The sequence below is a fragment of the Massilia sp. LXY-6 genome, from assembly GCF_051233485.1.
Classification (GTDB): domain Bacteria; phylum Pseudomonadota; class Gammaproteobacteria; order Burkholderiales; family Burkholderiaceae_D; genus Telluria.
Genome location: NZ_JBKFGF010000036.1, coordinates 1 through 17,563, shown reverse-complemented (window position 1 = coordinate 17,563; position 17,563 = coordinate 1). Strand labels below are relative to the sequence as shown.

Here is a 17,563-nt window from a genome sequence, read left to right as displayed (position 1 = left end):
GTCTTGGCAGGCTTGCCGGCTGCAATTCTTGTCTTACTGACCAGTGTACGACGAAACACGGCCGCATGGCTATGCCGGCGCTTGATTTCGCGGTGCCGGTGCTATATTGTCCGGTCACTTTCATTGCAGAGTAAAGACATCCGATGTTCCCGGCAGTTTCCCTCGACGTGGCGGCGGCCCTGAAGACGCTCGTCCTGACGCTCGACCTGATCGGCACCTTCGTGTTCGCGCTGAGCGGGGCGACCGCCGGGGTCAAACGGAGGCTGGACATCTTCGGCGTGCTGGTGCTGTCCTTCGTCGCCGCCAACTCCGGCGGCATCGTGCGCGACCTGCTGATCGGAGCCAAGCCGCCGGCCGCCATCAGCGACTGGCGCTACCTGGCGGTCTCGGTGCTGGCCGGCCTGCTGATCTTCTTCTGGTACCCGAAGCTGCGCCACCTGAAGAGTCTGGTGCTGGTGTTCGACGGCGCCGGCCTGGCGCTGTTCTGCGTCGCCGGCGCGCAGAAGGCCCTGGTGTTCGGACTGGAGCCGGAGATGGCCGCCCTGCTCGGCATGCTGACCGGCATCGGCGGCGGCGTCGCGCGCGACGTGCTGCTGTCCGAAGTGCCCACGGTCCTCCGCGCCGACGTCTACGCGGTGGCGGCCCTGGCCGGCGCCTGCGTGGTCGTGATCGGCCACGTCCTGGGCCTGCCGTCGACGCCGATGGCCTGCGCCGGCGCGGCCCTGTGCTTCTGCCTGCGCATGGCGGCGATCCGCTGGGACTGGCACCTGCCGGTCGCGCGCGCCCCCGAGGACTGAGGGAGTATCATCGCCGGGTGATCCGCAAGTGCCGCCGGGAGCCAGCATGGATGCGTACGCCGCCGATGTGTTCGATGTGAAACAGCTGGTACCAGGCGCCCTGCGCCTGATGCGTTCCTTCATACGGCGCTGAGCGATGGCGGCGCTGTCCTGCGCGATCCTGCTGGCCTGGCTGGTGCTGGCCCTGCTGCGCGGCGGCTTCTGGCGGGTCCGCCTGCCCGCGCCCCGCTCCGAACCGGCCCGCTGGCCCCCGGTCGTGGCCGTGGTCCCGGCGCGCGACGAGGCCGAGCTCCTGGGCGCCGCGCTCGGCTCGCTGCTGACCCAGGACTATCCGGGTGCATGGCACGTGATCGTCGTCGACGACCACAGCAGCGACGGCACCGCCGCCGTCGCCGGCGCGACCGCGCGCCGGCTCGGACTCGAACGGCGCCTGACCGTGGTCCGCGCGCGCCCGCTCCCGCCCGGCTGGGCAGGCAAGGTGTGGGCCCAGGCCGAGGGCATGGCCGTGCTCGCGGAGCGCTTTCCCGGCACGGTCTACGTGCTACTGACCGACGCCGACATCGCCCACGCGCCGTCAATGCTGCGGCAACTGCTTGCCCGGGCCGAGGCGGAGCAGCGCGTACTGAGCTCGCTGATGGTGCGGCTGCGCTGCGATTCCAAGGCCGAACGGGCGCTGGTGCCGGCCTTCGTGTTCTTTTTCGCGATGCTGTACCCCTTCGACTGGGTCAATCAGCCGGGCTCGCGCAGCGCGGCGGCAGCCGGCGGTTGCATGCTCGCGCGCCTCGACGCGCTGGCGGCCATCGGCGGGCTGGCGGCGATCCGGGGCGCCCTGATCGACGACTGCGCGCTGGCCGCGGCCCTGAAGCGCCGCGGGCCGATCCGGCTCGACCTGGCCGACAGCAGCCGCTCGCTGCGCGCCTATGGCTGGCGCGCGTTCTGGAACATGATCGCCCGCAGCGCCTACACCCAGTTGCGGCACTCGCCCTGGCGCCTGGCCGCAACCGCGGCCGGCATGCTGCTGCTGTACGCCGCGCCGCCGGCGCTGCTGCTCCTGCTCGGCCCCGGTTCGCCAGCGGGCGCGATGGCCGGCGCGGCCTGGCTGATCATGGCGGCGATCTACTGCCCCATGCTGCGCTACTACGGCCGCCCGCTGCTGCAGGCGCCGGCGCTGCCGCTGGTCGCCCTGTTCTACCTCGGCGCCACCCTGGCCTCGGCCTGGCGCCACCTGCACGGCCGCGGCGGGCAGTGGAAGGGGCGCAGCCAGGCGCTCAAGTCGAACTAGCCTTCGCGCCCGAACCGCTCGATCCGGTATGCCTATACGAAGGCATGGCGCAGCAGGATGCCGATGCGCTCGATATTCCCGACCCTGACCGCGGCGCGCGGATGATCCCAGCCGCGCGCCACCAGCCGCGCCAGCAGCGCCTGGTAGACCGCGCCCATCAGGCGCGGCGCCCGCGCGCACGCGGCGCTCTGGCGGCGCAGGATCGCGTGCGCTTCGCCGTAGTGCCCGCATGCCTGGGCTGCCAGGCCCGTGCAGGCGGCCGGCAGCGATGGATGGGCGGCGATCGCCCGGGCGCCCCAGGAACATGTGATCGGTCCGATCCCGGCGTCCAGCAGCAGCTCGCGCGGCAGGTAGGCGCGGCCGACGGCGGCATCCTCGTCGATGTCCCGCAGGATGTTGGTGAGCTGCAGCGCGCGCCCCAGGTGGTGGGCCAGCAGGATGCCGTCGCCGGGGGGCATGCCGAACACCCGCACCGACAGCCGCCCGACGGCGCTGGCGACGCGGTCGCAATACAGGTCGAGGGTGGCCGCCGGCGGCGCGCAGATCGGGCTGGCCTGGGCGTCCATCAGCATCCCGTCGATCACGGCGTGGAAGTCCTCGCGCGCCAGTCCGTAGGCCTTGATGTGGCACGCCAGCGAGCGCAGGTGTGCCGGCGCCGCCCCCGCGCAGCAGGCGTCGACCTCCTCGCGCCAGCGCTCCAGCGCGGCGCACTTCTGCTGCGGCGCCATGTCGCCGTCGGCGACGTCGTCCACCGCGCGGCAGAAGCCGTAGATATCGAACATGGCGGCGCGCTGCGGCGGCGCCAGGATCCGCATCGCCATGTCGAAGGAGCTGGCGCGGCGCGCTGCCCGCTGGCTGGCCATCTCGGTATCGGTGCGCATGGCCTGGCCTCAGTTGGCGTTGGCGACCAGGCGCGAGGCGCCGACCCCGAAGCGCCGGCGGATCGCGCCCGCGATGCCGGCCGCGTCCAGGCCAGCCGCGCCCAGCAGGTCTGCCGGGTCGCCATGCTCGATGAAGACGTCGGGCAGGCCCAGGATCAGCAGCGGCTTGACGATGCCGCCAGCCGCCAGCGCCTCGGCCACCGCCGCGCCGGCACCGCCCATGGCCGCGCCCTCTTCCACCGTCACCAGCTGGTCGTGCTCGCGCGCCAGCCGCGCCAGCAGCTCGAGGTCGAGCGGCTTGATGAAACGCATGTTGGCCACCGTCGCGCCCAGCTCGGCGCCGGCGGCCAAGCTGGGCGCCACCATCGAGCCGAAGGCGAGGATCGCGGTGCCGCGTCCGCGCCGCCTGATCTCGCCCTGTCCGAACGGAATCCCGTCCAGTTCCGCTCCGGCCGCGGCGCCGGCCCCGCTGCCGCGCGGGTAGCGCACCGCGGCCGGGCCGGGGTGGCGGTAGGCGGTGCTCAGCATGCGCCGGCACTCGCCTTCGTCCGAAGCGGCCATCAGCACCATGTTCGGGATGCAGCGCAGGAAGGCGATGTCGTAGTTGCCCGCATGGGTGGCGCCGTCCGCCCCCACCAGGCCGGCGCGGTCGATCGCGAAGGTCACGTCCAGGTTCTGCAGGGCGACGTCGTGGATCAGCTGGTCGTAGGCACGCTGCAGGAAGGTCGAGTAGATCGCGACCACCGGCTTCATCCCCTCGGCCGCCAGCCCGCCGGCGAAGGTCACGGCATGCTGCTCGGCGATGCCGACGTCGAAATAGCGATCCGCGAACAGCTGCTCGAAGCGCACCATGCCCGAGCCCTCGCGCATCGCCGGGGTGATCCCGACCAGCCGCCCGTCGGCGGCGGCCATGTCGCACAGCCAGTCGCCGAAGACCTCGGTGTAGGTCGGCTTGCCGCGCGCCGGCGGGGGCAGGCCCTGCAGCGGGTCGAACTTGCCGGTTCCGTGGTACAGGGTGGGCGCGGCCTCGGCCGGGCCGTAACCCTTGCCCTTGCGGGTCACCACGTGAAGGAATTGCGGGCCCATGCGCCGGCCGATGCTTTCCAGTGCCGGAGCCAGCGCGTCGAGGTCATGGCCGTCCAGCGGGCCGCTGTACTCGAAGCCGAGTTCGGCGAACAGGGCCGGCGCCGGCCCCGAGGGATCGGAGACGCGGCCGAGTGCACGGCTCAATCCGCCCACCGCGGGGGAAATCGACATGCCGTTGTCGTTCAGGATGACCAGCAGGCGCAGCTCTTTGTCGTGGCCGGCATTGTTCAGGGCCTCGAAGGCGATCCCCGCGCTCATGGCGCCGTCGCCGCACACCGCCACCGAGAGCACATCCGTGCCGGCCAGCTTCGCGGCCTCGGCCATGCTTAGGGCGGCCGAGATCGAGGTCGACGAGTGTGCGGTGCCGAAGCAGTCGTAGGGGCTCTCGGCGCGCCGCGGGAAGCCGGAGAGCCCGCCCTGCTGGCGCAGCGAGTGCATCCGCGTACGCCGCCCGGTCAGCACCTTGTGGCCATAGGATTGGTGGCCGACGTCCCACACCAGACGGTCGCGCGGGGTGTCGAACACGTAGTGCAGCGCGATCGTCAATTCGACCGTGCCCAGGTTCGAGGACAGGTGGCCGCCGGTGCGCGACACGGAATCGAGCAGGAACTGGCGCAGCTGGCGGGCCAGGGGTGCGAGTTGCGCGCGCGGCAGCTTGCGCAGCGCGGCCGGATCATCGATGGCATCAAGCAGGTTCATGCGTCATCCTCCAGGGCGGCGGACACCGGCAGGCAGACAATTCTAGAACATCCAGAACTTCCGGTCAGCTGAACACTGCAAGCGTGCGCTGGCCCGGGTCTGGGAAATTGATCACGCGAAAGCCCGTCACCTGCCGGCGCGCTTATCACGGTAGAATCCGCTTTTTGCCCTGCTCGCGCCCATGACCACACGCCCGCCGCTGCCCGCCTCCACGCCCGCCGTCCCCGACCTGGTGCTCGGACTCGAAGACCGTCCCGCCGCCACCATCGGCATCCTTGCCGCTCTGCAGCACTTGCTGGCGATCATTGTCCCGATCGTCACCCCCGGCCTGCTGATCTGCCAGGCGCTGGGCGTGTCGGCGCGCGACACCAACCTGATCGTCTCGATGTCGCTGGTGGTGTCCGGCATCGCCACCTTCGTCCAGTGCCGCCGCTTCGGCCCCTTCGGCGCCGGACTCCTGATCGTGCAGGGCACCAGCTTCAACTTCGTCGGCCCGCTGATCGCCGGCGGGACACTCCTCGTCAAGCAGGGCACCCCGGTCGAAGCCGTGATGGCCGCGATCTTCGGCGTGGTGGTGGCCGGCTCCTTCATCGAGATGGGCGTGTCGCGCGTCCTGCCTTTCCTGAAGCGCGTGATCACGCCGCTGGTCACCGGTATCGTGGTGCTGATGATCGGCCTCACCCTGATCAAGGTCGGCCTGATCAGCATGGGCGGCGGCTTCGCGGCGATGTCGAACGGGACCTTTGCCAACGGCGAGAACCTGCTGCTGTCCGGCGTCGTGCTGGCCATCATCGTCGCGCTGAACCGCGTTCCCGTGGTGTGGATGCGCAGCGCCGCCATCATCATCGCGCTGGCGGTCGGTTATGCGCTGGCCGGCGCGCTGGGCCGGCTGGACTTTACCGGCATGCACCAGGCGGCCTGGTTCCAGGTGCCGCGGCCGCTGCACTTCGGCCTCAGCTTCTCGTGGTCGCTGTTCATTCCCATGATCGTGATCTACCTCGTCACCTCGCTCGAAGCCATCGGCGACGTCACCGCGACCAGCAAGGTCTCGCGCGAGCCCGTCGAAGGCGCGGTGTGGATGCGCCGCATCAAGGGCGGCGTGCTGGTGAACGGCGCCAACTCGCTGCTGGCCGGGCTCCTGAACACCTTCCCCAGCTCGATCTTCGCCCAGAACAACGGCGTGATCCAGCTCACCGGCATCGCCAGCCGCCATGTCGGCATGTGGATCGCCCTGTTCCTGGTCGTGCTCGGCCTGTTCCCCGGCGTGGCCGGGGTGATCCAGGCGGTGCCGGAGCCGGTTCTCGGCGGCGCCGCCATGGTCATGTTCGGCGCGGTGGCCGCGGCCGGCATCAACATCCTGGCCAGCGTGCACCTGGACCGGCGCGCCCTGCTGATCATTGCCGTCTCGCTGGCGCTGGGCCTGGGCGTGTCGCAGGTACCGGAATTCCTCGCCCACATCCCGTCGGCGCTGCGCAATGTGCTGGAATCGGGCGTGGCGACCGGCGGCATCTGCGCGGTGCTGATGAACTGGTTCCTGCCGGCGCCGCACGAGTGCGCGCAGCCCGGCTGACAACAGCGCGATCCTGGGTTGGGGTGTCGCAGGCAAGTCGCGCTTGCGCACCTACGCGCTGAAACGCACGGAACGCGGGGCCGCGCCGTGATACAAGGGCACGGTCGGGGTCCGCCCCATTTTGACCGGAGGGAAGCAGATGCTCACACTTGGGAACATGGATGCCGAGCGGGTCGAACGCCTCGGCGCGCTGGCGGCGCACGTCGTCGAACACGCGTTGGCGTCGGGGCTGAGCTGGGACGAAGCCATCCTGGCCTTCGGGATCGCGGCCAAGGCGATCGCCGCCAAGGCGTCCGACCAGGGCGGCGGCAGTCCCCAGCAATGCGCGGCACTCGCCGAGCGCCGCCTGAAGTCGGGCATGGAGCAGAGCGCCGACGTGCTGCGCGCATGGCTGCGTTGAACGCGGACCGGGCTGCCTGCGCGCGCCTGTCCGCGCGCGGCCTGCGCTCGCGCTTTGGCGGCCCGTTCGACTTCGAACTCGCGGCCGGCGAATGCGTCGCGATCCAGGGCCCGTCCGGCGCCGGCAAGAGCGTCCTGCTGCGCATGCTGGCCGACCTCGATCCGCACGAGGGCGAGGTCCTGCTCGACGGGCAGGCAAGCAGCGCGATGCCGGCGCCCGCATGGCGCGCGCAGGTGGTCTACCAGGCGGCCGAGCCGGCGTGGTGGGAAGCGAGCGCCGGCGCGCACTTCACGGCCGCGCAGCGCGGCTTCGTGGCCGGCGCGATGGCCGCGCTCGGGCTGGCGCCCGCGCTGCTGGACACCGAGATCGAGCGCCTGTCCACCGGCGAGCGCCAGCGCCTGGCCCTGGTGCGCTCGCTGGCGCGCGCGCCGCGCGTGCTGCTGCTCGACGAGCCGACCGCCGCGCTCGACCCCGAGTCCGTGACGCGCGCGGAAGCCCTGCTGGCCGCGCGCCTGGCGGACGGCATGGCGGTGCTGATCGTGACCCACTCCGCCGAGCAGGCGCGGCGCCTGGCGCAGCGGATCTTCCGGCTCGAACACGGAAGACTGAGCAGCACATGAACGCGATCCACCTCGGCCCCTGGGACCTGCTGGCGGCGGCGCTGCTGATCCTGCTCGATGCCGCGCTGTCGCTGGCGCTGCGGCTCGGCGTGCATCGCCAGATCCTGGTCGCGGCCGTGCGGATGGTGGTGCAGCTGGCGATCGTCGGCATGGTCTTGCGCGCCGTGTTCGCCAGCGCCTCCGCCGGCGCCACCGCCGCCGTGATTTTGTTCATGATCGCCGCCGCGGCCCGCGAAGTCGCGACCCGGCCGAAGCAGCGCCTGAAGCGCCACATGAATTACCAGATCAGCGCCGCGGTGGTCGCCTGCGCCGGCTTCGCCACCGTGCTGCTGGCCTTGACGACGGCGGTGCGGCCGGATCCCTGGTATGCGCCGCGCTATGCGATCCCGCTGATGGGCATCGTGCTGGGCAGTGTGCTGAACGCGGCCTCGCTCGCGCTCGACGGCGTGCTGGACGGCGTGGTGCGCGAGCGCGGGCGCATCGAGGCGCGGCTGGCGCTGGGCACGCCCTTCCGCGAAGCGATCGGCCCGCTAGTGCGCAATGCCACGCGGCGCGGCATGATCCCGGTGGCGAACCAGATGTCGGCCGCCGGCATCATCACCCTGCCCGGGATCATGACCGGCCAGCTGCTGGCGGGGATGGACCCGATGGAAGCGGTGAAGTACCAGATCCTGCTGATGTTCCTGCTGGCGGGCGCCAGCGGGCTGGCGTCGGTGGGCGCGGCGCTGCTGGCGGTGCGGGCGCTGAGCGACGAGCGGCAACGATTGCGCCTGGACCGGCTGCGCGCCTGACTATGCCGCCATGGCAGCCGCCAGCGGCAGCCGCACGTCGACCTGCAGTCCACGGCCCTGGTCCGGGGTGCACAGGCGGATATCGCCTTGCAGCGAATCGCATATCTCCTTGACGATCGAGAGACCGAGGCCGAAGCTGTTCGGCTTTTCCGGATCGGCACGGTAGAAGCGTTCGAACACACGGTCCAGATGCACGGGCGCGATGCCGGGGCCGGTATCGACGATGCGCAGCAGTGCGAACTCCCCGGCGCGCTGTACCTGCACGCTGACCAGTCCTGGCCCGCCCATGTGCTTGATGGCGTTGTCGATCAGATTGAAGGTGATCTCGCGCAGCAGGTGCGAGGGTGTCGACAGCGCCAGGCTGTCGTCGGATGCGTCCAGGCCCAGCTCGACGTCGAAGCGCTGTGCCAGCGGGGCCAGTTCCTCGATCACCGAGGTCACGATCTCCCCCAGCGCGGTGGTGCTGGAAGCCGGCGCACGGGCGGCGTGCTGGCGCCCCTGTTCGATACTGGCCAGCATCAGGAGCTGGTTGATCACCTTGGCACCCTGCAGCGTAGTGTTCTGCATCGCGGCCAGCAGCATCTTCTGTTCTGGCGTCACGCGCTCGTCGCGCATGCCGTAATTCAGCTGCGAGGTGAGGATGGCGAAGGAGGTACGCAGATGATGCGCCGTGCTGGCGACGAAACGCTCATAGGCCGACAAGGTCTGGTCCAGCCTCACCACGTAGCCGTTCAGGGCGCCGATGACGGGCAGCAGCTCGCTCGGCACGGCCTCGGCGTCGAGCTGCTCGAGCGAGCCCGGCTGGCGCTGGGCGACCCGTTCGCTGAAACGCATCAGGGGGCGCAAGGTCGACCGGAAGGCGACCACCAGTGCCGCGAGCACCAGCGTCAGCAGTATCAGGTGTTCGCGCGCGGTGATCAGGAAAAGGCGCTTGCGGAATGCGGCATGGCCACGCATGGTCTGCGCCACTTCGACCGTGATGCGGCCGCCGTCGCGCAGGTCCTGGGCGTAGGCGACGACGCGCACGGGCTGGCCGCGGACCCTGCTCTTGAAATAGCTTTCCTGCTCGCCCTGGCCGAGCTGCGAAGGCGCAGCCAGCGCGGCGTCGCCATCGATCAGGCGGCCGTCCGCCCTGCGCACCGCGTAGAACACACGGTCCTGATGTTCGTCGGCGAACAATTCGAACGCGGCCGGCGGAACTCCGGCAGGGCTGGTGCCGCCGTCAGCGGCCACCTGCTCGGCGATGATGCGGGCCGATCCTTTCAGCAACTGCCGCTGGACTTCGGCCGCGACCCGGTCGGTGCTGCGGTAGGTGACCACCAGGTCGATCGCCGAACACCCCAGGATCGGCACGAAAATCCATGCCGCCAGGCGAGATTTGAGGCTGTGCATCGTTTCAGGCCTCGACCGCGCTCAGCATGTAGCCAAGCCCGCGCAAGGTAATGATGGCAACACCGCTGTCCTCAAGTTTCTTTCGCAGGCGCACCATGTACACCTCGAGCGCCTTCGGCGTGACCATGTCGTTCAGGATCACCAGGCTATCGGCCAGGTCGCGCTTCGATACCGTCTTGCCGACCTTGCGCATCAGTGTCTCGAGCACCGCATGTTCACGCGGGGTCAGCTGCAGGACCTGTTCGCGGACCCGGAAGATCTTTGAATTGCTGTCGTAGGACAGGCTGCCGCAATTGAATACCGGATTGGCCTTGCCGCTGGCCCGCCGCAGCAGGCAGCGCAGGCGTGCCTCCAGTTCCTGGATGTCGAATGGCTTCGCGAGATAGTCGTCCGCACCCAGGTTCAGGTGCTCGACGATGTCCTGCAGCGAATCCTGGGCGCTGATGATCAGCACCGGCACGCCATTGTCCTCGCTGCGCAGGCGGCGCAGCAGGGTTTGCCCGCTCAGCAGTGGCAGGGTCAGGTCGAGCAGGATCGCGTCGTAGGTCTGCGTGCGCAGGAGCAGGTCGGCTTCCTCGCCGCTGAACGCCTGCTCCACGACATAGCCGGACTGGTTCAGCAGACGGGTCAGCCAGGCCGACAGATCGCGATTGTCTTCGGTGAGTAAGAGCTTCATCTCGACAATCATCCAGCTTACGGACACTTGCAGCAAGCTGCTGAACATTACTTTTTTGAAAGGAAGTTGATTGTAGGCATTTAGTAGGGTTGCCATCTCTATAGTCGGTTGCTCACCTTATAACAACGATGGAGTCCGTATGAAAAAGCTGATGGCAATCGCCGTTCTCGGTACGCTGGGCGCCGCCGCGCAGGCACAAACCCAATCCGTTCAGGAATTGCAGACTGCCCTGGCGCAGGCGCAAAAGGCGGCCGCCGATGCGCAGTTCGCGGCAAAGCAGGCCCAGGACGCACTGGTACAGGTGCAGCAAGCCATGGCCGCGCATGACAGCCATGCGGTCGCCGACAACGGGGCTCCCGGCCACACGGCCGCAACGACCGGTGCCGCCACCGCCAGCGACGAGACCGGCCGCCAGAGCGACCCGCTGGGCGCCAGCTCCGCGGGATCCGCAGGGCTGGTCTATCGGCGCGGCGGCGACCTCGTGCGCCTGTACGGTTTGATCGACCTCAGCATGAGCCGCAAGACCAACGCCGACGCTGCCGGCCACACCCAGAACGACATGTCCGTGGCCTGGTTCAGCGGCAACCGTTGGGGTCTCGAGGGCGAACACCTGCTGCCCGATACCGGCGGCCTGAAGGCGATCTTCAAGCTCGAAAGCGAATTCGAACTCCCGACCGGCGACATGGACACGCCCGGCACCCTGTTCAACCGCGACGCCTGGCTGGGCCTGGAAAGCCCGACCCTGGGCAAGCTGACCTTTGGCCGCCAGAACACCCTGGCGCGCGAATTTTCGAAGATCTACGGCGATGCCTACGGCAGCGCCGGCGTGACCTACGACGAGGGCGGCTATACTAACAACAACAACTTCAAGCAATTCATCTTCTATTCGGGCAGTGCCACCGGTACCCGCTACGACAAGGGGATCGTGTGGAAGAAAAGCTACGGCAAGTTGATGGCGGGCCTGGCCTACCAGGTGGGCGGCGAACCAGGCAACAACCGTGAGGCCACCACCAAGTCGATCGCCCTGGCCTACAACGGCGGCGACCTGAATGTCTCCGGCTTCTACAACACCGCCGTGGTCAGCGACTTCACCCACACTTCCTGGTCGATCGGCGGCAACTACAAGATCGGCATGGTGCGCCTGAATACCGGCTATGTCCACTACACGGCCGAGCAGCCGGCGGCACTGGGCGACCGCCATGACAATGCCTACACGATCTCCGCCAAGTTCGCGCCCGGCGGCCACTTCGACTACGAACTGGGCTGGCAGACGATGAACGCCACCAACGCGGCCGTCAACGGCGGCGGCTACGTCCTGAATGCCTATGCCGACACCTCGGCCGCCAAAAAGACGGCGACCGGCAAGCGCAAGACCTGGTACGGCTCGGTGTTCTACCACTTCGACAAGCGTACCGAACTGTACCTGGCCTCGGACTACCTCAACACCGACGGCAGCTACAAGGCGTCGCAGGCGCATGGCGCCGATTCCCAGTTCGAACTCGCAACCGGCCTGCGCTTCCGCTTCTGAGACGACGGTATTTACGTATAGACGGGCTGGGTGGGCGGCGGCAGAATCGGCGCACGCCATCCCGGCCTCGAGAATAATGAATAAGGAGACATCATGAACGTTCCGTACAAGATCCTGCCCGCCGTCGTCTTCGCACTGCTGGCCGGACAGGCCTGCGCCGCCGAGAAGATCACCATCATGGTGGGCGGCATGGAAAAGCAGATCTACCTGCCGGCCAAGCTGGCCGAACAACTCGGCTACCTGAAGGAGACCGGGCTGGACATCGAGCTGCTGAGCGAGCCGGCCGGTGTCAACGCCGAAACCGAAATGCTGTCCGGCGCGGCCCAGGGTGTGATCGGCTTCTACGATCACACGATCGACCTGCAGGCGCGCGGCAAGATGGTGGAGTCGGTGGTCCAGTTCAGCCAGGCTCCCGGCGAAGTGATCCTGGTGTCGAAAGCGGCGGCCGGGCGCATCAAGTCGCCGGCCGACTTCAAGGGCAAGACCCTGGGCGTCACCGGCCTGGGTTCGTCGACCAATTTCCTGACCCAGTACCTGGCCTCGCGCGCCGGCGTCAAGTACAGCGAATTCACGACGCTGCCGGTAGGCGCCGGCTCGACCTTCATTGCCGCCATGGCACAAGGCAAGATCGATGCGGGCATGACCACCGAACCGACCATCGCGCGTCTGGTATCGACCAATGCGGCCAGCGTACTGGTCGACCTGCGCAGCCTGAAGAGCACCACGGCCGCGCTGGGCGGCCCCTACCCTGCCGCTTCGCTGTACATGCAGACCTCCTGGGTCAACAGCCACAAGGAGCAGGTGCAGAAGATCGCGACGGCCTTCGTCAAGACGCTCCGCTACATCAACACCCACAGCGCCAAGGAGATCGCCGACAAACTGCCGCCGGAATACTATGCGGGCAACAAGCAGCTCTACATCGAAGCGCTCGAGACGGGCAAGCAGATGTTCACCCCCGACGGCGTGATGCCGGCCGAGGGTCCCGCGACCGTGCTGAAGGTCCTGGCGAGCTTCGACAAGGCAGTCGAGGGCAAGTCGATCAACTTGGCCGGCACCTATACGACGGAATTCGTGAAAGCCGTCAAGTGATGAGCATGCCCGTCATCGAACTAATTAATGTCGGACGCAAATTCGTCAGCCCGAAGGGCGAAGTCACGCAGGCCCTGCGCGACTTCAGCCTGACCGTGAAGGAAGGCGAATTCTGCGCCATCGTCGGCCCGACCGGCTGCGGCAAGTCGACCACCCTGGGCATGATCACCGGGCTGAATCCGCCTTCGTCCGGCTCGGTGAAGGTATTCGGCAAGCCGGTCACCGGCATCGACCCGCGGATCGGCTTCGTGTTCCAGGCCGATGCGGTCTTCCCCTGGAAGAGCGTGCTCGACAACGTGGCGAGCGGCCCGGTCTTCCGCGGCCTGGACCCGAGCGCCGCGCGCGACAAGGCGGCCGACTGGGTGCGCCGGGTCGGCCTGGCCGGCTTCGAACACCATTATCCGCACCAGCTGTCGGGAGGCATGCGCAAACGCGTGGCACTGGCGCAGACCTTCATCAACGAACCGGCCATCCTGCTGATGGACGAGCCCTTCTCTGCCCTGGACGTGCAGACGCGCGCGATGATGCAGGAAGAGCTGCTCGGCCTGTGGTCGGAGCGCAAGGCATCGGTCGTTTTCGTCACCCATGACATCGACGAGGCGATCACACTGGCCGACCGCGTGGTCGTCCTGACCAGGGGGCCGGGTTCCGTCAAGAGCGTGTACGACATTCCCTTGCCGCGTCCGCGCGCCGCGGAAGCGCGTTACACCCCCGAGTTCGTCGCCCTGTCCCGGCAGATCTGGGCCGATCTGAAGGCAGAAGTCAGCATCTAAGCGAAGCACAACATGAACACGACAATATCTACAAGTACGCCGGCGATGCCCGGCGCGGAAGAACGCCGGGCAGTGCAGCGCGCACAGCATTACCGGCGCCTGGTGCTCGGCTTGCGGGCCGGCCTGGCGGTGGCCGTGATCGCGGCCTGGGAACTCTCGGTCCGGATCGGCTGGCTCGACCCCTTCTTCTTTTCGCAGCCGAGTGCGATCTACCAGCAGCTGGCCGCCTGGCTCACCGAAGGAACGGGACAGGGTCCGCTGTGGAGCGAACTGCTGGTAACCATGGAGGAAACCGTGCTTGGCTTCCTGATCGGCAGCGTGCTGGGCATCGTCTGCGGCATCGCCCTGGGTCGCAACAAGCTGGCGGCCGACGTCTTCAGCATCTACATCAAGGTCGCCAATGCGATACCGCGCGTGGTGCTGGGTTCCATCTTCATCATCATGTTCGGTCTCGGCATGGGCTCGAAGGTGGCGCTGGCCGTCGTGATGGTGTTCTTCGTGGTGTTCGGGAACGCCTTCCAGGGCGTGCGCGAAGCGGACCGCAACATGATCGCGAACGCCTACATTCTCGGCGCCAGCGCGCGCCAGGTGACCAGTTCGGTCGTGTTGCCTTCGGCGCTGAGCTGGATCCTGGCCAGCCTGCATGTCAGCTTCGGCTTCGCGCTCGTCGGCGCCGTGGTCGGCGAATTTCTCGGCGCGCGCCACGGCATCGGCCTGCTGATCTCGACGGCGCAGGGCACCTTCAACGCTGCCGGCGTGTTCGCAGCCATGATCGTCCTGGCCGTCGTGGCGCTGGCGGCCGAATATCTGCTGACGGCCGTCGAAAACAGATTGCTGAAGTGGAAGCCGCCGCAGTTCGTCGAGATGGGCATGTAGGGGCTAGCTCCCGGCGCCGTGGCGCCGGGCGCGGCGGGCGACGTCGCGCAGCACCTCGCGCGCCGCGTTGTGCCCCGGCGCCCCGGTGACGCCGCCGCCCGGATGGGTGCCGGCGCCGCAGGTGTACAGGCCCGCCACCGGGCCGCGGTAGTCGGCGTGGCCCAGCATCGGACGCGCCGAGAACAGCTGGTCGAGCCCCAGCGCGCCGTGGAAGATGTCGCCGCCCACCAGGCCGAAGCTACGCTCCAGGTCCAGCGGGCTCATGATCTGCCGTCCCAGCACCGCGCGCTTGAAATTCGGCGCATAACGGTCCACGGTATCGATCATCAGGTCGGCCACGCGCTCGCGGTGATCGTCCCAGCTGGCGCCGCCGGGCAGCTCGGGCGCCACGTGCTGGCAGAACAGGCTGGCCACGTGCCGGCCGGCCGGCGCCAGGGTCGGGTCCAGCGTCGACGGGATCAGGAGTTCGACGATCGGTTCGCGCGCCCAGCCGTGCGCGCGGGCGTCGTGGTAGGCGCGCTCCATGTACTGCAGGCTGGGAGCGATGATGATGCCGCTGGCATGGTGCTCGGCCGCCTCCGTGCCCGGCAGGCAGCTGAAGTCCGGCAGCTCGGACAGCGCCACGTTCATGCGGAAGGTGCCGGAGCCGCAGCGCCAGGCCCGCATGCGGCGCAGGAAATCGTCGGGCAGCGCGGCCGGGTCGACCAGGCGGGTGTACAGCAGGCGCGGATTCAGGTTCGACACCACCACGCGCGCAGCGAGGCGTTCGCCCTTTGCCGTAACGACGCCGGTGGCGCGCCCCTTGTCCAGCAGGATCTCGCTGACCGCGCAATCGGTGCGGATCTCGACGCCGCGCGCCCGCGCCGCCTTCGCCATCGCCTGCGTGATGGCGCCCATGCCGCCGATGGCGTGGCCCCAGGCGCCCTTCTTGCCGTTCACTTCGCCGAACACATGATGCAGCAGCACGTAGGCGGAACCCGGCGTGTAAGGACTGGCATAGTTGCCGACCACGCTGTCGAAGCCGTAGGCCGCCTTGATCGGCGTGCTCTCGAACCAGCCGTCGAGGACATCGCCGGCCGACTTGGTGAACAGGTCGAGCAGCCCGCGCTGGGCCGGCAGCGGCAGCCTGGCAAGCCGCTTGCCGATCCTGCCGGCCTTGAGCAGCTCCGGCAGCGCACCGAGCCAGCCACCCTCTACCCGGTTCGGCGGTGTCTCCAGCACCAGGGCGCGCAACAGGTCGGCCGCAGCATCGAGGTGCTGCGCATAGGCGTCCAGCCGGTCGGCGTCGCGCTGCGAGAATTTCGCCACTTCGGCAGCCGTGCGGCCGGCACCGAGCTTCAGGTAGCGCGCATCGTCGAGCGGCAGGAAGTTCGAGAGCGGCCGCTCGACCACGCGCAGCCCGTGGGCGGCCAGGTCCATCTCGCGGATCACCTTGGGGTTCAGCAGCGACACCGTGTAGGACGCCACCGAGTTGCGGAAGCCCGGATGGAATTCCTCCGTCACCGCCGCGCCGCCGACCACGCCGCGCCGTTCCAGCACCGTGACCTTCAGCCCGGCGCGGGCCAGGTAGAAGGCGCACACCAGGCCATTATGGCCGCCACCGACAACGATCGCATCGCGCATGCTGGTCTCCCGGTTGAACACGAGCATTGTGTACCGAAGAGCGGAAAATTGCACCCATCGACCCCGGGCGGATGAGGGCATGCCGTCCTGAACATTAAATTTCCGTTACATAGCCCGTGCGCTCCCGGTTGGACGTTATCCTTGGCGGACCGGACGAACGACGAGGACCATCCACGACATGCCAGGGCAGGAACGATATTCGAGCTACGCGGATCGCGCATGGCGGGCGCGCTGGCGGCCCAGGGCAGCTTCGCCCTGCCGGTGCTGGTGCCGCTGCTGATCGCGGCCGCCACCCTGCTGCGCAGAAGGGTGGCGGACGGGCACCGGCTGCGCCTGATCAAGCGCGAATACCTCACGCGCACCGAAGGCTTCTTCGAGCGCCATGGGCGCAAGACCGTCGTGCTGGCCCGCTTCGTGCCGGTGGTGCGCAGCGTCGCGCCCTTCGTCGCGGCACTCGGCCACATGCCCTTCGCCAGCTTCCTGGCCTACAACGCCATCGGCGGCGCCGCATGGGTGGCGGCGCTGCTGGGTGCCGGCTACGCATTCGGCAAGCTGCCCTGGCTCGGCGGGCACCTGACCCTGGTCATGCTCGGCATTGTCGCGCTGTCCCTGGTGCCGGGCCTGATCGCCTGGGTACGCAAGCGCGGTAACGGGGACAGCCGGGCCACCACCATCGAGGACAAGGCATGACAAGACACGATCATCATGGATACGCGGCGCCGGCGCCGGCCCTCGGCAAGGTGCCGGCCCTGACGTTCGGCTTCTGGCTGATCAAGATTGCCGCGACCACGCTGGGCGAGACCGCGGGCGACGCCCTGACGATGTCGATGAACCTCGGCTACCTGGTCGGCACCCTGGTGTTCGCCGTCATCCTGCTGTGCGCACTGGGCATGCAGCTGCGGGCCGAGCGATTCCAGCCGATGCTGTTCTGGAGCGTCATCGTCGCCACCACCACGGTCGGCACCACGCTCGCCGATTTTTGCGACCGCTCGCTCGGGATCGGCTACCTGGGCGGCTCGGCGATCCTGGCGGCGCTGCTGGCGGCCTCCCTGCTGGCCTGGCAGCGGACGCTGGGCAGCGTGGCGGTCGAACAGCTCGATTCGCGACAAGCCGAGATCTTCTACTGGATCACCATCCTGTTTTCGCAGACGCTCGGCACCGCCCTCGGCGACTGGGTGGCCGATCCGCTGACCGGCTTGGGCCTCGGATACCAGGACGGCGCCCTGCTGTTCGCGGCCGGCCTGGCGCTGGTCGCCGCTGCCTATTTCTGGACGGAGGTGTCGCATACGGTCCTGTTCTGGGCCGCCTTCGTGCTGACCCGCCCGCTCGGCGCGACGGTCGGCGACTTCCTCGACAAGCCGGTGGCGAACGGCGGCCTGGCGATGGACCGGTTCTCGGCCTCGGCGGCCTTGGGCGCGTGCATGCTGGCGCTGATCGTCCTGTTGCCGCAGCGCGCCGAGCCGGTCAGGCGCCGCGCCTG

Annotated in this window: 17 protein-coding genes; 12 read left to right on the top strand and 5 right to left on the bottom strand. The window is 68.6% G+C overall.

The window, feature by feature from the left end; translation table 11 throughout:
* The first annotated feature begins 143 nt into the window (after nt 1–143).
* Entirely contained in the window at nt 144–797 is a 654-nt protein-coding gene (locus ACI48D_RS16365; RefSeq protein WP_435572300.1) for a trimeric intracellular cation channel family protein, read from the top strand.
* Between the two features lie 136 nt (nt 798–933).
* Nucleotides 934–2,079 (top strand): glycosyltransferase, encoded by a 1,146-nt coding sequence (locus tag ACI48D_RS16360; protein WP_435572299.1) that lies wholly within the window; start codon nt 934–936, stop codon nt 2,077–2,079.
* A 32-nt stretch (nt 2,080–2,111) separates the two neighbouring features.
* Here ACI48D_RS16360 and hpnD read toward each other — a convergent pair whose 3' ends face one another.
* Together hpnD and dxs are read right to left on the bottom strand one after the other, a co-directional pair.
* Entirely contained in the window at nt 2,112–2,960 is an 849-nt protein-coding gene (gene hpnD / locus ACI48D_RS16355; protein WP_435572298.1) for a presqualene diphosphate synthase HpnD, read from the bottom strand.
* Nucleotides 2,961–2,969: 9 nt separating this feature from the next.
* On the bottom strand, nt 2,970–4,745 hold the full coding sequence (gene dxs / locus ACI48D_RS16350; protein WP_435572297.1) for a 1-deoxy-D-xylulose-5-phosphate synthase: 1,776 nt from the start codon (nt 4,743–4,745) through the stop codon (nt 2,970–2,972).
* A gap of 181 nt (nt 4,746–4,926) precedes the next feature.
* Here dxs and ACI48D_RS16345 point away from each other — a divergent pair, with 181 nt between their 5' ends.
* From ACI48D_RS16345 to ACI48D_RS16330, 4 genes are all read left to right on the top strand, one after another.
* Nucleotides 4,927–6,315 (top strand): nucleobase:cation symporter-2 family protein, encoded by a 1,389-nt coding sequence (locus ACI48D_RS16345; protein ID WP_435572296.1) that lies wholly within the window; start codon nt 4,927–4,929, stop codon nt 6,313–6,315.
* Between the two features lie 139 nt (nt 6,316–6,454).
* Nucleotides 6,455–6,715, top strand: coding sequence for a hypothetical protein (locus tag ACI48D_RS16340; protein WP_435572295.1), 261 nt, complete (start codon nt 6,455–6,457; stop codon nt 6,713–6,715).
* Nucleotides 6,703–7,335, top strand: a complete 633-nt coding sequence (locus ACI48D_RS16335; protein WP_435572294.1) for an ABC transporter ATP-binding protein — start codon at nt 6,703–6,705, stop codon at nt 7,333–7,335. The genes ACI48D_RS16340 and ACI48D_RS16335 overlap by 13 nt, the downstream gene beginning before the upstream one ends.
* Nucleotides 7,332–8,126, top strand: a complete 795-nt coding sequence (locus ACI48D_RS16330) for an ABC transporter permease (protein ID WP_435572293.1) — start codon at nt 7,332–7,334, stop codon at nt 8,124–8,126. Before ACI48D_RS16335 ends, ACI48D_RS16330 begins: the two co-directional genes overlap by 4 nt.
* Here ACI48D_RS16330 and ACI48D_RS16325 read toward each other — a convergent pair whose 3' ends face one another.
* The gene (locus ACI48D_RS16325; RefSeq protein WP_435572292.1) at nt 8,127–9,518 is read right to left on the bottom strand and encodes a sensor histidine kinase; all 1,392 of its coding nucleotides are present in this window, start codon (nt 9,516–9,518) and stop codon (nt 8,127–8,129) included. It lies immediately after the preceding gene.
* A gap of 4 nt (nt 9,519–9,522) precedes the next feature.
* Entirely contained in the window at nt 9,523–10,194 is a 672-nt protein-coding gene (locus ACI48D_RS16320; protein WP_435572291.1) for a response regulator, read from the bottom strand.
* Nucleotides 10,195–10,333: 139 nt separating this feature from the next.
* Between ACI48D_RS16320 and ACI48D_RS16315 the strand changes: the two genes are divergently transcribed.
* From ACI48D_RS16315 to ACI48D_RS16300, 4 genes are all read left to right on the top strand, one after another.
* Nucleotides 10,334–11,722, top strand: a complete 1,389-nt coding sequence (locus tag ACI48D_RS16315) for a porin (RefSeq protein WP_435572290.1) — start codon at nt 10,334–10,336, stop codon at nt 11,720–11,722.
* Between the two features lie 93 nt (nt 11,723–11,815).
* The gene (locus ACI48D_RS16310) at nt 11,816–12,811 is read left to right on the top strand and encodes an ABC transporter substrate-binding protein (RefSeq protein ID WP_435572289.1); all 996 of its coding nucleotides are present in this window, start codon (nt 11,816–11,818) and stop codon (nt 12,809–12,811) included.
* The gene (locus ACI48D_RS16305) at nt 12,811–13,584 is read left to right on the top strand and encodes an ABC transporter ATP-binding protein (protein WP_435572288.1); all 774 of its coding nucleotides are present in this window, start codon (nt 12,811–12,813) and stop codon (nt 13,582–13,584) included. The genes ACI48D_RS16310 and ACI48D_RS16305 overlap by 1 nt, the downstream gene beginning before the upstream one ends.
* 12 nt (nt 13,585–13,596) lie before the next feature.
* Nucleotides 13,597–14,460: an ABC transporter permease gene (locus tag ACI48D_RS16300; RefSeq protein ID WP_435572287.1), complete on the top strand. Its 864-nt coding sequence runs from the start codon at nt 13,597–13,599 to the stop codon at nt 14,458–14,460.
* 3 nt (nt 14,461–14,463) lie between these two features.
* Here ACI48D_RS16300 and ACI48D_RS16295 read toward each other — a convergent pair whose 3' ends face one another.
* A complete protein-coding gene (locus ACI48D_RS16295) occupies nt 14,464–16,083 on the bottom strand; it encodes a phytoene desaturase family protein (protein ID WP_435572286.1) in 1,620 nt (539 codons plus the stop codon).
* Nucleotides 16,084–16,302: 219 nt separating this feature from the next.
* Between ACI48D_RS16295 and ACI48D_RS16290 the strand changes: the two genes are divergently transcribed.
* Nucleotides 16,303–16,773, top strand: coding sequence for a VTT domain-containing protein (locus tag ACI48D_RS16290; RefSeq protein WP_435572285.1), 471 nt, complete (start codon nt 16,303–16,305; stop codon nt 16,771–16,773).
* Nucleotides 16,770–17,563: COG4705 family protein (locus tag ACI48D_RS16285; protein WP_435572284.1), on the top strand; the 794-nt coding region annotated here is incomplete at its 3' end. The genes ACI48D_RS16290 and ACI48D_RS16285, both read left to right, overlap by 4 nt.

Coding starts and splice junctions, on each gene's coding strand:
- ACI48D_RS16365 (WP_435572300.1), top strand. CDS start 144: ATGTTCCCGGCAGTTTCCCTCGACGTGGCGGCGGCCCTGAAGACGCTC.
- ACI48D_RS16360 (WP_435572299.1), top strand. CDS start 934: ATGGCGGCGCTGTCCTGCGCGATCCTGCTGGCCTGGCTGGTGCTGGCC.
- hpnD (WP_435572298.1), bottom strand. CDS start 2,960: ATGCGCACCGATACCGAGATGGCCAGCCAGCGGGCAGCGCGCCGCGCC.
- dxs (WP_435572297.1), bottom strand. CDS start 4,745: ATGAACCTGCTTGATGCCATCGATGATCCGGCCGCGCTGCGCAAGCTG.
- ACI48D_RS16345 (WP_435572296.1), top strand. CDS start 4,927: ATGACCACACGCCCGCCGCTGCCCGCCTCCACGCCCGCCGTCCCCGAC.
- ACI48D_RS16340 (WP_435572295.1), top strand. CDS start 6,455: ATGCTCACACTTGGGAACATGGATGCCGAGCGGGTCGAACGCCTCGGC.
- ACI48D_RS16335 (WP_435572294.1), top strand. CDS start 6,703: ATGGCTGCGTTGAACGCGGACCGGGCTGCCTGCGCGCGCCTGTCCGCG.
- ACI48D_RS16330 (WP_435572293.1), top strand. CDS start 7,332: ATGAACGCGATCCACCTCGGCCCCTGGGACCTGCTGGCGGCGGCGCTG.
- ACI48D_RS16325 (WP_435572292.1), bottom strand. CDS start 9,518: ATGCACAGCCTCAAATCTCGCCTGGCGGCATGGATTTTCGTGCCGATC.
- ACI48D_RS16320 (WP_435572291.1), bottom strand. CDS start 10,194: ATGAAGCTCTTACTCACCGAAGACAATCGCGATCTGTCGGCCTGGCTG.
- ACI48D_RS16315 (WP_435572290.1), top strand. CDS start 10,334: ATGAAAAAGCTGATGGCAATCGCCGTTCTCGGTACGCTGGGCGCCGCC.
- ACI48D_RS16310 (WP_435572289.1), top strand. CDS start 11,816: ATGAACGTTCCGTACAAGATCCTGCCCGCCGTCGTCTTCGCACTGCTG.
- ACI48D_RS16305 (WP_435572288.1), top strand. CDS start 12,811: ATGAGCATGCCCGTCATCGAACTAATTAATGTCGGACGCAAATTCGTC.
- ACI48D_RS16300 (WP_435572287.1), top strand. CDS start 13,597: ATGAACACGACAATATCTACAAGTACGCCGGCGATGCCCGGCGCGGAA.
- ACI48D_RS16295 (WP_435572286.1), bottom strand. CDS start 16,083: ATGCGCGATGCGATCGTTGTCGGTGGCGGCCATAATGGCCTGGTGTGC.
- ACI48D_RS16290 (WP_435572285.1), top strand. CDS start 16,303: ATGGCGGGCGCGCTGGCGGCCCAGGGCAGCTTCGCCCTGCCGGTGCTG.